This is a genomic window from Bacteroides sp. NGMCC 1.200775 (genome assembly GCF_040798045.1).
Lineage (GTDB): Bacteria > Bacteroidota > Bacteroidia > Bacteroidales > Bacteroidaceae > Bacteroides > Bacteroides hominis.
Map to the genome: position 1 here is coordinate 1131399 of NZ_JASCQK010000001.1, position 12614 is coordinate 1144012.

Sequence of the window (12614 nt, forward strand, 5' to 3'; positions counted from 1 at the left end):
TTCAACAAAATATATTCAGTTTCTATTTCAATCGATGTATTTCTCTATAAAGGCATGCACCAGTTTTGAGACGGCATATTGTTCCAGCTCTTCAGCCTTTATTTTTTGATAAGCAGCAAACGAATGACTATCTTCCGGAAGATCTACTATATAAAAATTGGCATAAATCACCCGGTGGGAAAGCACGTGTTTCACGTCCCGGCAAACCGAACGGACTACCGGAAGTTCCTTGGGGGCAAACAATGCCTTGAACTCGGGCAGTGCCAAAAATTCCTCCTCCGAAACAGCAACCGGAGTTTCAATCAACGGAAGCTCGAACAGATTTCTCCAGATATCATTTCCCATCCTTTTATTTATGAAAGTATGCACGCCCATGCGTACATATATATAATTGAAATAACGATTGGTCGTTTTTATTTTGTGCTGCTTGACCGGAAGCTCCACCACTGTCCCCTTTGCCAGCGCCGCACAACTGTCAGCCAATGGACAAAACATGCAGTTGGGAGTTTGAGGAGAACATTGGATCGCTCCGAAGTCCATAATAGCCTGATTGTATAATGCGGGGTTCTTTCTATCCAGCAATTCATCCGCCACAGCCGCAAACAATTTTTTCCCTTCCGTAGAATCAATCGGAGTATCGATGCCCAGATAACGCGACAGTACTCGATATACATTTCCATCGACCACCGCATAAGGCATGTTATACGCAAAAGAACAAATGGCAGCGGCTGTATACTCCCCTACCCCTTTGAGGGCGCGCACCTCAGGATAAGTTTTCGGAAACACCCCATTCATGCTCTTGGCGGCGGCATGCAAATTACGGGCACGCGAATAATAGCCCAGTCCCTGCCAATACTTCATCACTTCGTCTTCATCCGCCTCGGCCAAAGTGGCGACATCGGGAAAACGTTTCATAAAGCGGACGAAATAATCGTACCCCTGCACCACACGCGTTTGCTGAAGAATGATTTCCGATATCCATATTACATACGGATCTGCCGAATCCCTCCAGGGAAGTTCACGTTTATATTCCTTGTACCAATTCTCTATTGCATTGCTGAAATTCCGGTTCATGCTTTTTGGACGGATTCTTCTTTTTGTTAACTTTATCCTTGCACAAAAGTAGTCATTTTCGTTTAATTACGAACTAAGAAAGCTTAATGAAGCGACTTTTTTAGAAAATTGTTCGGGATATATTTTTTTGGGAGACTAAAAAGCTATATATTTGCAGTCCAAAAAATTAGAAAGAACATAGTAATAATATTTTTTTTAAGGAAAAATGACTAAAGCAGATATTGTAAACGAAATTGCAAAGAACACCGGTGTTGACAAAGTAACAGTACTTACAACAGTTGAGGCATTTATGGATGCAGTGAAAGATTCTTTGTCTAAGGACGAGAATGTTTACCTCCGTGGATTTGGTAGCTTCGTCGTAAAGAAAAGAGCTCAAAAAACCGCTCGTAATATTTCTAAGAATACGACTATCATCATTCCGGAACACAACATTCCGGCGTTCAAACCAGCTAAGACATTCACCCTTTCGGTAAAGAAATAATAAACAAGAGTATTAACCCATAAAATTTTGAAGCTATGCCAAGCGGAAAGAAGAAAAAAAGACATAAAATGTCTACGCACAAGCGTAAAAAAAGACTAAGAAAGAACAGACATAAAAGCAAAAAGTAATTTTTAGTCTGAATCTGGACAGAAATAAAGAACAAACTTGTGAAGCTATGTCTTTCGAGTTTGTTCTTTGTTTAAATGCCCGATTGAATGAACAAACCCATTGAGTTATTCGTTCATTTTTTACAAAATTAAATAATATAGGAAATAGAGGTGACAAGCGAACTAGTAGTAGACGTACAGCCCAAAGAAGTATCCATCGCCCTACTTGAGGACAAGAGTCTGGTGGAACTTCAAAGCGAAGGAAGAAATATTTCTTTTTCGGTGGGCAATATGTATTTAGGCCGTGTCAAGAAATTGATGCCCGGACTGAATGCTTGCTTCGTGGATGTCGGTTATGAGAAAGATGCTTTCCTTCATTATTTAGACCTGGGTCCTCAATTTAACTCACTCGAAAAGTACGTAAAGCAGACTTTAAGCGACAAAAAAAAGCTTAATCCCATTTCGAAAGCAACCCTGCTTCCCGACCTTGACAAGGATGGCACTGTAGCCAATACATTAAAGGTAGGACAAGAAGTAGTGGTGCAAATCGTAAAGGAACCTATCTCTACCAAGGGACCACGCCTGACTTCCGAAATCTCGTTTGCAGGAAGATATCTGGTACTGATTCCTTTTAATGATAAGGTTTCCGTTTCTCAAAAAATTAAATCGAGCGAAGAACGTGCGCGCCTGAAACAGTTACTGATGAGCATCAAACCGAAAAACTTCGGAGTGATCGTACGCACAGTGGCAGAAGGCAAACGTGTTGCCGAACTCGACGGAGAGCTTAAAGTATTGCTGAAGCACTGGGAAGAAAGTATCACCAAGGTACAAAAGGCTACAAAGTTTCCTACACTGATTTATGAGGAAACCAGCCGTGCCGTAGCCTTGTTACGCGACCTTTTCAATCCCTCGTTCGAAAATATCTACGTCAACAACGAAGCGGTATTCAACGAAATCAGGGATTATGTGACACTGATTGCCCCCGAACGGGCAGGCATTGTCAAATTATACAAAGGTCAGCTTCCCATTTATGACAATTTTGGTATCACCAAACAGATTAAATCGTCTTTTGGTAAAACAGTATCCTACAAGAGTGGTGCCTACCTGATTATTGAGCACACTGAGGCGCTTCACGTAGTAGACGTGAACAGCGGTAACCGCACCAAGAATGCCAACGGACAGGAAGGTAATGCACTCGAAGTTAACCTGGGAGCTGCCGATGAGTTGGCACGCCAGTTAAGACTAAGGGATATGGGTGGTATCATTGTGGTGGATTTCATCGACATGAATGAAGCCGAAAATCGTCAGAAGCTTTACGAACGTATGTGTGCCAATATGCAAAAAGACAGGGCGCGTCACAACATTCTGCCCTTAAGCAAATTCGGACTGATGCAAATTACACGCCAACGGGTTCGCCCGGCCATGGACGTGAACACTACAGAAACCTGTCCGACTTGCTTTGGTAAAGGCACCATCAAATCGTCCATCCTCTTTACGGACACACTGGAGAGTAAAATTGATTATCTGGTCAATAAACTGAAGATAAAGAAATTCTCACTGCACATCCACCCGTATGTGGCTGCTTATTTGAATCAGGGACTTATGTCGCTGAAACGCAAATGGCAGATGAAATACGGATTTGGTATTAAAATTATTCCGAGTCAGAAACTCGCTTTTCTTGAATACGTATTCTACGATTCACATGGAGAAGAGATTGATATGAAGGAAGAATTTGAGATTAAATAAAAAGAAAGGCGGCTTGCAATCAAGTCGCCTTTCTTTTTATTGAGCTATCACTTAATCCTTTTCCAATTTTCATGTATAAGTTCCTTATACCTTTCTTTGGTTGTTTCTTGTATAAAAGAAACATCTATAAACTCTTCCCATTTAGACTGAAGGTGATCAAACTTATTAAAAACATTTTCAATAATCTTATCTTCCAAGCCGATCGAGTTCATTGCAACAACAAAGTCCGACTTCTTTATTTTCTTCTCCTTCCCATTAAGGGTTAATGCCAATTCCTCAGAATCGGCAGGAAGGACTAACTTCGTTGACAGTAAGTCATAAGCGGGTGTCAGAATATAATTAACAGGTTTCGTACTATATAAAGAAAAGTTCTTCAAATGCATATCAGAATTTCCCGTAATCCAAGAGAAGAGTACTATCTCCTATGCAATCCTTACAACAAGCCAGCAGCAAAGCCATTCTATCCCGACTACTTATCTTCCAACTTTGTTCCGCAATATCAAGCAACCATCCTTCAGGGATTAATCCATCAAAGAAAGGAAACAGCACAGAGCTTGTATAGGGGACATGAGTTATCGGAAGCGTCAGACTAACAGGTCGTCGGTTCCCTTTTGAAATATATTCGTCTGTATAAGTGAAAGAAAAACCATTTTCATCTTCAATCAAAATGCCGGCTAACTGATTGCTAACATAAATTTCAGCCTTTTTCATAACTCTTCTTTTCTAGTTGGCACTACTCCTACCTGACTACCAAATAAGCTAAGTACCTGATTTACTTTATCCAGCCGGAGAGATTCTTTTCCCTGCTCCAGCTCTCGTACAAAACGCAATCCGACACCTGCCTTCTCTGATAAATCCACCTGCGTAAGCCCTGTTTCCCTACGCATCCGCTTCACATACTCTGCTATTGTTTGATTTCCCATATTATACCCGTTTAGGTACAAATACAATAAAAAGACTCCCACTTTTATACCCGATATGGTATAAAAGTGGGAGCAAGACAGGAATCTATACCCATTTGGGTATATTTTCACTCATTATATCTGATTACATCTATGACTTTCCTGATATTTTCAGTAAAACCTATTTTCTCCTATCTATTACATTTCTATTCCTTCGTAAACTTCCGATAAGCCTCTTCCAGTTTTTTATCGTACTGATTTTGGGCATATCCGGGTCCATTATACCTCCTGGCAAACCCGACCCAGTCTTTCTGCTCCAGATAGGACTGCAACTTAGCAAGTTTCACAAACCTCGCAAAAGCTTCCAGTTGCTTATCTTCTCCGACACACATATCTTTCACCATTTCCTCCACACTGCCATACCCGCACATCGCATAGTTAAAGCCCATCACTTGGAACATTCCCCATGAAGTGGAAGCGTCAGCAGCTTCTTTATGTATTTCCCGGGCCTTTTCCAGACGTTCATACTCTTTCATCCCGCCATAATAATGACCCTTCTCCCATTTAGGATAAAGAATATTTTCATTGCCCGCAACATACCTATCCGGATCAAGTCCCCGCTTCTTGAGTTCACGCCAAAAGATGTGACCTTCGAATAAGATCATCGGTCGCCCCGGAGCCACAAAGCCCCCATGCCCACCGGTCTCAACTGCCTGTACAGCTTTTACCACTGCTACCTCAATGCCAAGTAAATCCGCCACACGCTGAAAATCATTTTCTGTTAAGTTTTCCATGAGTAATTAGATTTATTTTATTTATATCGCTCTGATCGTATCCACCACTCTCCTGATATCCTCATCTGTCAATGTAGGTCCCGAAGGCAGACACAAGCCGATATCGAACAACCTCTCACTCGTACCATTCCCATAGAACGGAGCATCCGTGAACACAGGCTGAAGATGCATCGGCTTCCACAAAGGACGTGTCTCTATGTTCTCGGAGTCCAGCTTCAAACGGATATCCTCACGACTCTTACCCGCAAGCTTCGGATCAACCAGAATACAAGTAAGCCAAAAGTTGGAAGCAAACCGCGAATCAGGGTTCTCCATGACCGTAATACCCGCCACATCTTTCAGCAAATCAACATACAAAGAGTGAATGGCACGGCGACGGGCAATATGTTCATCGAGGACAAACATCTGCCCACGACCGATACCCGCACAGATGTTGCTCATACGGTAATTGTAACCGATATGGGTATGCTGGTAATGCGGAGCGGCATCACGAGCCTGCGTAGCGTAGAACTTTGTCTGTCGGGCCTCCTCTTCCGTACGACAGATCAGAGCACCTCCACCGGAAGTCGTGATCATCTTGTTGCCATTGAAAGAGAGAGCGGCCAGTTCACCGAATGTGCCACACTTCCGTCCGTTCAGTTCCGAACCCAAAGCCTCCGCAGCATCCTCCAATACGGGGATACCATAACGACCCGCAATATCCATGATCTCGTCCATCTTGGCAGGCATACCGTAAAGGTGAACGGGAATGATCGCTTTCGGCAACTTGCCCGTCTTGTGCAAACGGTCCTTTATAGCCTCCTCGAGTAATACCGGATCCATATTCCAGGTATCCTTCTCACTGTCCACAAAAACAGGTTTGGCCTCCAGATAAGAAATCGGATTGGCAGAGGCGGCAAAAGTAAAACTTTGGCAGATCACTTCATCACCGGGTTTTATACCCAGGAGAATCAAGCCCAAGTGAAGTGCAGCCGTTCCGGCACTCAAGGCCACCACACGACGGTCCTCACGTAAATATTCAACCAAAGATTGCTCAAAGGCATCCACGTTAGGTCCCAAAGGGACAACCCAGTTCGTATCAAAGGCCTCTTTTATAAAGTCTTGCTCACGGCCACCCATGTGAGCAAGCGAAAGCCAGATTCGTTTGTTCATAACGAAATTATCTATGTTTATTTGATTACTTTACATCTATTTCTTACTGCTAAAACACTATACGAAACGTCTTTAGTTACAACAGAACATTAATGATTCTTACATTTTCTACGAGCATAATATGGAATAATTAAAAAAATAATCAAACGGCTCATTTTAGAGTAGCAGCTTTCCAAACAATTCATCGTTGATTAAGTTTAAAACAAACTTATCTTTATTTACATATTTTTACAATATCGATATTTACTTATTAACCCTTTCTTCATAAAGCCTCAACTCATGTACATCATCAAAATCTAACAGCAACACCACTACAGATGGGTCTGTTAATATTTGTTCTGGTATATCCATATCCACTTCACCCTCAGAAGAAGTATACCATACATATTTAGGAAATAATGGATAAGTATCTTTCATACGAAAATACATCACATGATTGGAAGCCAGCCCCGTGATAGGATCATTTTCTATTACTCCACTAATTTCATCTTTTAATAACAGGATGTTACTTTCATACCAATGCCCAACATGCCGAATAGTATATATTACGTTATACCCTTTACCCGTCAAAAAGTCAACTACTTCATCCACATTTGTTTCAATAAAAACATTAGGCAAAGGGGGTATTTCCCGGCAAAATTCAAGAAGACCTTTTAAAGTATATTCTTTCAAATCTATCCAGAAATAGTCTTTGGGATGCTTTTTTATATAATTGATATAATCGATAAAAGAATTCGCTTTTCCCAGATCATCATAGAAAACTAAAAGAGATGCATCACTAATATGCAAGTCAAATTCAATACCATTATATCCCCCTTCAATATAGTCCGAAATATTATCCAAACTATTAACTTTATGTTTTAATAAAATAACTCCTTGAGAAGGCATTTTCTCATCAGTCGTACATCCATATATACCCAACAAAAACAGAACTATAACAATAATAAATCTCATAACACAGAAATTAAATTTGCACAATATCTCCATGCCCCGGAAATATGTTACAACCAATAGAAATGTTCTTTATTCTTTCTATAGACTTCAAAGCTTCATTTTTATCACTTTTGGGAAGATTTGCTACTACACCATATTGCGGTAGATAGGAGTCACCTGTAAAAACATTATTTCCTATTTTATAACAAAGTGAACTCCAATCATGTCCTGGGGTTTCATAGACTTCCAGATGTTTATTTTTCGATATCTCTATTAGTTGCTTTTCCTGTAATGTCTCTACACTATCATACTGAAAAACAAATGTATTTGAATGATATTTAGACAAATTAAGTTTATCTGAATAAAGCCCCTCTTTTCCATGTAAAGATGTATAAACAATCAGTTGAGGGTACACCTCAAACAATTCATTCAATCCATAAATATGATCGTAATGTGCGTGAGTTATAAATACTGCCCCAAGAGTAAACTCCTTACATTGCAAATATCGAACAATAGACCCTATGTCTCCACAATCTACTAAAAAGCACATTCCACTTTCATCCTCAATTAAAAAAGTGTTCGATCTAAAGACAGAATTAACTATGCGAATAACTTCCATTTGCTTTATCTAAAACACCCTATCAATTATAAATGGAAGATAGAGTTCTAACTTTTTACTCAAAAGTTCTATCTTTTTCATTTTCTGAAACCTTCCCAGTTCTTATACCTGTTGGGAAGACCTTTAAAAGCATTGTAAGGATTATAATTTAAAAACTGACCCTCGTCAAGCGAATCAATGATTGTCATCTCCTCCGTAGTCAACACAAAATCAAATAGAGAAATGTTTTCTTCAAGATGTTCCCTGGCCCATGTTTTAGGAATTATTGCTATATCCTGTTGAATCAACCAACGTAATACTATTTGTGGAATACTTTTTCCATATTTCTCCGCAATAGGTTTTATTATTTCACTTTCAATAATTTCTTTTCTTGGTTCATTGGATCTAAAATGACTAAATGTAGACATTGCTTCCACACAAATTCCTCTTTCCTGACAATACTTAATAAGCTGTTTCTGTGTATTAAGGGGACTTATTTCAAACTGATTAACAGCAGGAATAACATCTGACACATCTTTCAATGCCTCAAGATGTGGAGGTAAGCAAGAGCAAACACCAATTGCTCTTATTCGTCCCTCATAATACAAAGAAGTTAGCTCTTTATACATTTTTCTATAAATCGGCCAAGGCCAATGCACGAGAAACAAATCAATATAATCAGTTCCCAAATGTTCAAAAGACTCTTCTATTGCTTTTCTAACCGGTCTGAATGATCTAATATTGAAGAGACTACGTTTACCGTACTTATAACCAAAGTAATACAAAGCATCTGCATTTACTTTTGTTGTAATAAAAATATCTTCACGACTAATACTATTAGCTTTTAAAGCCTTTGCTATTTCTCTCTCATTATGATATCTCCATGCTGTATCAAATTGACGATAACCCATATCATAAGCTTCGCCTATAACTTTTGTTATATTCTCTTTAGGAATAAGAAATGTACCAAGTCCGACTTTCGGCATTTCAATGCCATTATTGAGTGTCAAATATTCCATTATTTATTATTATTGATTACTTCCATTCTTGCATTTGATACCATAATCCACAACCTGATGCGATTTGAGTAATGTCTTCCCCTGGAGGAATATTACCTTCTAACAGTTCAACACCATTTGGAGTTATAGCCAAATCCCATCCTACATATCGTGCATCAGGCTCATAATATGCAACCTCTTTTACCACTGAAACACATTTATCAAAATCAGGAATAATAAAACTATCAAATTTAATATGAGAATAAGGATGTAATTCATATTTTTGACAATTCATACTATAAGCCTCCCCTTTCAAAGTGCTGCTTTCAAGATCAATCGCACAAGCCATACCTCCATCATGATAATTATCAGTTAGTGCAACCCCGTTACCCATACGAAGTAATGCAGCCAGTATGTGTAATTGTTTTTCCCGATCTAATACGGTAACAATACGAATAGTATTCAATGAACCTGGCGCTAAACTCTTAAGTTTCTCACAATTTGTTATAATTTCCTCTATTATAAATTGCTCTCCAGCAACAATTTTTTGTTCCAAAATATCTAATGCATCTTTATAGTTATCAGAAGACGTACATATTTTAAATACACCATGCCCTCCGTAATCTTTTAAAGGTTTAGCAATAACATCTCTATATTGAATTATAAATTCCACAATTTCAGTCCAACTCTTATTTACTGTTGTTAACCATCCTCTATTTATATATTTCCGAAATCGCTGATTGAATTTAGCTTTATCAAGGAACAATTCATGCACTTCCGGAGTACTAAAAGCATATCTTAGAACGTCATTTCTTCGCAATGATATATATGTCTTACGTTCTCTATTAGACTTATTCCAAAACGTAAAAGTACAATAATCATTAAAATCATCACCGTAAAAAACATACCAGTATAACAAATCTAAATAAATAAACGCTCTATTCTTTGATGGGCATTTTTTCAATACAAATTTACTATTAACCCAACTTTCCCGAAAATACTTTAATACAGTTACAATTCGATAAACCTTCCATTGTTTGTATATAGTCTGCCCAATATTCATATAAAAGCTATTAATATTCAACTAAATCAGAAACAATCATGTTTTCTGTTTCAAACTCTACACTAGCCCAAGCCAACCCGACTCCAAACCCACATGCTATGCAATGATTTTTTTTAGTAGACAACGCATCTTGACATTGAGTAATCATAGTAAGAGGGATAGAAGCACTTGTCACATTACCAAAATCTTGAATACAATAAGGAACTTTCTCAACAGGTATTTTTAGTGATTTTCTTATCTTTTCATTAATAAACTTATTAGCCTGATGCAAGAATAGAAAATCTATAGAATCTGTATCTATATTAAAAATCGAAATCAATTCTTTTAAGGAATGCGGCGGTCGTTTTATGGCAAAAGCAAACACATCCATCCCCTTAACTACCATATCTGTACCTTTGCGAATAACTCCTGGCTCCACCTCTGTTTCTTGTAAGCTATTCACGGTCGTAGGATAGCGCATACCTCCATATTTAGTCCACACAGCATCAAATCCAGAACCATCAACACCATAAACAAAATTGAATGGTTTATTACTTTCCGGAGAATATTCTACTGCTGTAACAGTCGCAGCATCACCAAATAAAGGTCTCACTGTACGATCCTTTAAACTCCTGTTCTGGGTATTTGTTTCAGCAGCGACTAAAAGTCCACGTTTAAAACAACCATGTGAAAGAAGTGAACCAATTACGCTTAATCCATATACCCAACCAGAGCAACCTAATGGCAAATCAAGGACAAAACACTTTTCACTCAGCCCCAATCTATGCTGAAGAGTACATGATGTTTGAGGAGCAATATAATCTCGTGAAGTACATACGTAAATAAAGCAATCAATCGTTTCTTTTTCCCATTTTAAATCTTTTATTATTTTTTCAACAGCTTTCACCGTCAAGTCAGAAGCTGTAGTTCCAGGAGTCACCATACGACGACGCTCGATACCAGTCAAAGTAATTGTTTTCTCCGCTTCTGCAATATCCTTGAAAATAGACAAATCCTTGTTTTCCTCTATTTGTGTCGGTATACAAGCCGACATTCCTACTACTTTTAAATGATTTATTGATAATGATGCCATAGTTACTTTTTACATAATAATAAACGTTGTTTCTTTCCTGATAATGTTTTGGGAATTTTATCTACCCACTCATATTCTACTGGCACTTTAAAATGCTCAAGTTTAGCCATTAGACTTATCATAATATCTTCAAATGTTAAGTTTGATGTTCCTTTTAGTAAATAAGCCTTTACAACCTGTCCCAGAACGCCTCGAGGATCATCTATACCTACACAAACACAGTCCTCTATGCCCAAGGAAATAATAGCGTTCTCTACTTCCACAGGACTGACTTTCTTTCCTCCAACATTGATCATTTCTTTTAATCGTCCTGTTAGATAAATAAATCCATCTTCATCTTTATATCCCCAGTCACCTGTTCTGAAGAACCCATCCCTAAAAGCATTCTGATTATCTTCGGGCAACAAGTATGAAGAAATCACCATATTGCCCTTTACACATATCTCCCCTTCTGTCTTAACAGGACATTCTTTTCCCATACTATCCATTATTTGAATAGCTACGGCTGACGAAACAGGTTTCCCAATAGAATTTAAATGCCCTTTAGATTGATGAAACTCTATAAACGTTGAACGTGAAGCCTCTGTTAAACCATAGTGCATACAAATTCTCGTATTAGGAAATAATTTCATCAGTTCCTCTTTCTCACTAGTTTGCATTGCTGCACTACCTATCTCAATATATTTTATCTGATTTGCATATTTAGAAATCTTAGTACCACTAAACTTTTTAATATAAGCCCATACAGCGGGGACCATTCCAAACATTGTTACATGATATTGCTCAATAGCCTGAAATACTAACTTGATATTTGCAAAGTTTCCAAGTATCACAATAGTTGCGCCATTTATCAAAGTACATCTCAAACGCCCTAATCCAAAAGAATGACAAATGGGTAATCCTAAAAGTTCTATATCATTAGATGTATTACCCATATAATTATTAATGTTATAAGCCGAAGCATAAATATTCAAATGAGTCAACAAAACTCCCTTAGGATTACCAGTAGTACCTGTAGTAAACATTATGTCAGCCACATCATGCAAAGATACTTTTGATAAATTACTGATAATTGGCATTCGAAAGCTCACATCTCTATAATCGATAGACTGAATATTCTTACAATAAAATCCAAATATACACTTAGGATGTACCGTGGAAACAATATATTGTTTCCTTTCATCATTGGAAGTTGGATCTATCACCACATTCCTAACACCTAACAAATGCGCTCCAAAATAAATATAAACAAATTCTAGCTCTTTTCGAGCTGAAAGAATAATGTTATCACCATATTGTAAACCAATATAACAAAGAAAAGATGCTGCATCAATAATTTTCTTCCAAAGTTCGGAATAGCTCACTTGACTGTTACCCTCAATCAATGCCACTCTATTGGCAAATTTTTCAGCATTATTACTAATTGCTTGTAATAAAGGACTATGAGACAAATCCATCATTTCTTTAAAGATTTTATCATATCAACGAATGCTGCTACAGAAGTAAGTTCAAATAATTCCTCCACTGGAAATTCCACCTCAAATTGTTCTTCCAAAGCCGCAATAATTGCCATATTTCCCATAGAATCCCATTCTTCAACATCCCCAATAAAAAGATTCATTGTAACTTTCTCTTCTGCAATATTCAAGATTCTTGAAATAGCCCCTTTAACTTCTTGTTCTACATCCATACAA

The 12614-nt window shown here is 38.0% G+C and carries 15 protein-coding genes; 2 read left to right on the plus strand and 13 right to left on the minus strand.

What is annotated here, in order from left to right; genetic code table 11:
* Positions 1 to 27: 27 nt before the first annotated feature.
* Complete coding sequence (gene mutY / locus QK890_RS04890) at positions 28 to 1074, minus strand: A/G-specific adenine glycosylase (RefSeq protein WP_367627229.1); 1047 nt, start codon at positions 1072 to 1074, stop codon at positions 28 to 30.
* A 205-nt stretch (positions 1075 to 1279) separates the two neighbouring features.
* On the opposite strand from mutY, the gene QK890_RS04895 reads away from it, so the two are divergent.
* Positions 1280 to 1555, plus strand: coding sequence for an HU family DNA-binding protein (locus QK890_RS04895; RefSeq protein WP_005776335.1), 276 nt, complete (start codon positions 1280 to 1282; stop codon positions 1553 to 1555).
* 278 nt (positions 1556 to 1833) lie between these two features.
* Entirely contained in the window at positions 1834 to 3408 is a 1575-nt protein-coding gene (locus QK890_RS04900; RefSeq protein WP_005786352.1) for an Rne/Rng family ribonuclease, read from the plus strand.
* A 47-nt stretch (positions 3409 to 3455) separates the two neighbouring features.
* On the opposite strand, the gene QK890_RS04905 is transcribed toward QK890_RS04900, so the two are convergent.
* The 12 genes from QK890_RS04905 to QK890_RS04960 all read right to left on the minus strand — a co-directional run bounded on the left by QK890_RS04905 (position 3456) and on the right by QK890_RS04960 (position 12610).
* A complete protein-coding gene (locus tag QK890_RS04905; RefSeq protein ID WP_005800700.1) occupies positions 3456 to 3791 on the minus strand; it encodes a HipA domain-containing protein in 336 nt (111 codons plus the stop codon).
* 1 nt (position 3792) lies between these two features.
* The gene (locus QK890_RS04910) at positions 3793 to 4119 is read right to left on the minus strand and encodes a HipA N-terminal domain-containing protein (protein WP_005800701.1); all 327 of its coding nucleotides are present in this window, start codon (positions 4117 to 4119) and stop codon (positions 3793 to 3795) included.
* Positions 4116 to 4331: a helix-turn-helix transcriptional regulator gene (locus QK890_RS04915; protein ID WP_005800702.1), complete on the minus strand. Its 216-nt coding sequence runs from the start codon at positions 4329 to 4331 to the stop codon at positions 4116 to 4118. The genes QK890_RS04910 and QK890_RS04915 overlap by 4 nt, the downstream gene beginning before the upstream one ends.
* Before the next feature lie 185 nt (positions 4332 to 4516).
* Positions 4517 to 5104 carry an N-acetylmuramidase family protein gene (locus QK890_RS04920; protein WP_005809353.1) on the minus strand — a complete coding sequence of 196 codons (588 nt, stop codon included), beginning with the start codon at positions 5102 to 5104 and terminating at the stop codon, positions 4517 to 4519.
* A gap of 21 nt (positions 5105 to 5125) precedes the next feature.
* Positions 5126 to 6256 carry a DegT/DnrJ/EryC1/StrS family aminotransferase gene (locus QK890_RS04925; protein ID WP_367627230.1) on the minus strand — a complete coding sequence of 377 codons (1131 nt, stop codon included), beginning with the start codon at positions 6254 to 6256 and terminating at the stop codon, positions 5126 to 5128.
* A gap of 243 nt (positions 6257 to 6499) precedes the next feature.
* The gene (locus QK890_RS04930) at positions 6500 to 7210 is read right to left on the minus strand and encodes a hypothetical protein (protein ID WP_130071578.1); all 711 of its coding nucleotides are present in this window, start codon (positions 7208 to 7210) and stop codon (positions 6500 to 6502) included.
* Between the two features lie 10 nt (positions 7211 to 7220).
* Positions 7221 to 7808, minus strand: coding sequence for an MBL fold metallo-hydrolase (locus QK890_RS04935; RefSeq protein ID WP_005809361.1), 588 nt, complete (start codon positions 7806 to 7808; stop codon positions 7221 to 7223).
* A gap of 77 nt (positions 7809 to 7885) precedes the next feature.
* Positions 7886 to 8806, minus strand: a complete 921-nt coding sequence (locus QK890_RS04940) for an aldo/keto reductase (RefSeq protein WP_005809363.1) — start codon at positions 8804 to 8806, stop codon at positions 7886 to 7888.
* A gap of 16 nt (positions 8807 to 8822) precedes the next feature.
* Complete coding sequence (locus QK890_RS04945) at positions 8823 to 9848, minus strand: sugar-transfer associated ATP-grasp domain-containing protein (RefSeq protein ID WP_005809365.1); 1026 nt, start codon at positions 9846 to 9848, stop codon at positions 8823 to 8825.
* A 10-nt stretch (positions 9849 to 9858) separates the two neighbouring features.
* Positions 9859 to 10920, minus strand: a complete 1062-nt coding sequence (locus QK890_RS04950) for a ketoacyl-ACP synthase III (protein ID WP_005809367.1) — start codon at positions 10918 to 10920, stop codon at positions 9859 to 9861.
* A gap of 2 nt (positions 10921 to 10922) precedes the next feature.
* Positions 10923 to 12380: a class I adenylate-forming enzyme family protein gene (locus QK890_RS04955; protein WP_005809369.1), complete on the minus strand. Its 1458-nt coding sequence runs from the start codon at positions 12378 to 12380 to the stop codon at positions 10923 to 10925.
* Positions 12377 to 12610, minus strand: a complete 234-nt coding sequence (locus tag QK890_RS04960; RefSeq protein ID WP_005809371.1) for an acyl carrier protein — start codon at positions 12608 to 12610, stop codon at positions 12377 to 12379. The genes QK890_RS04955 and QK890_RS04960 overlap by 4 nt, the downstream gene beginning before the upstream one ends.
* Between the last annotated feature and the right edge of the window lie 4 nt (positions 12611 to 12614).

Coding starts and splice junctions, on each gene's coding strand:
- QK890_RS04910 (WP_005800701.1), bottom strand. CDS start 4,119: ATGAAAAAGGCTGAAATTTATGTTAGCAATCAGTTAGCCGGCATTTTG.
- QK890_RS04940 (WP_005809363.1), bottom strand. CDS start 8,806: ATGGAATATTTGACACTCAATAATGGCATTGAAATGCCGAAAGTCGGA.
- QK890_RS04945 (WP_005809365.1), bottom strand. CDS start 9,848: ATGAATATTGGGCAGACTATATACAAACAATGGAAGGTTTATCGAATT.
- QK890_RS04905 (WP_005800700.1), bottom strand. CDS start 3,791: ATGCATTTGAAGAACTTTTCTTTATATAGTACGAAACCTGTTAATTAT.
- QK890_RS04920 (WP_005809353.1), bottom strand. CDS start 5,104: ATGGAAAACTTAACAGAAAATGATTTTCAGCGTGTGGCGGATTTACTT.
- QK890_RS04935 (WP_005809361.1), bottom strand. CDS start 7,808: ATGGAAGTTATTCGCATAGTTAATTCTGTCTTTAGATCGAACACTTTT.
- QK890_RS04915 (WP_005800702.1), bottom strand. CDS start 4,331: ATGGGAAATCAAACAATAGCAGAGTATGTGAAGCGGATGCGTAGGGAA.
- QK890_RS04925 (WP_367627230.1), bottom strand. CDS start 6,256: ATGAACAAACGAATCTGGCTTTCGCTTGCTCACATGGGTGGCCGTGAG.
- QK890_RS04895 (WP_005776335.1), top strand. CDS start 1,280: ATGACTAAAGCAGATATTGTAAACGAAATTGCAAAGAACACCGGTGTT.
- QK890_RS04950 (WP_005809367.1), bottom strand. CDS start 10,920: ATGGCATCATTATCAATAAATCATTTAAAAGTAGTAGGAATGTCGGCT.
- QK890_RS04960 (WP_005809371.1), bottom strand. CDS start 12,610: ATGGATGTAGAACAAGAAGTTAAAGGGGCTATTTCAAGAATCTTGAAT.
- QK890_RS04930 (WP_130071578.1), bottom strand. CDS start 7,210: ATGAGATTTATTATTGTTATAGTTCTGTTTTTGTTGGGTATATATGGA.
- mutY (WP_367627229.1), bottom strand. CDS start 1,074: ATGAACCGGAATTTCAGCAATGCAATAGAGAATTGGTACAAGGAATAT.
- QK890_RS04955 (WP_005809369.1), bottom strand. CDS start 12,380: ATGATGGATTTGTCTCATAGTCCTTTATTACAAGCAATTAGTAATAAT.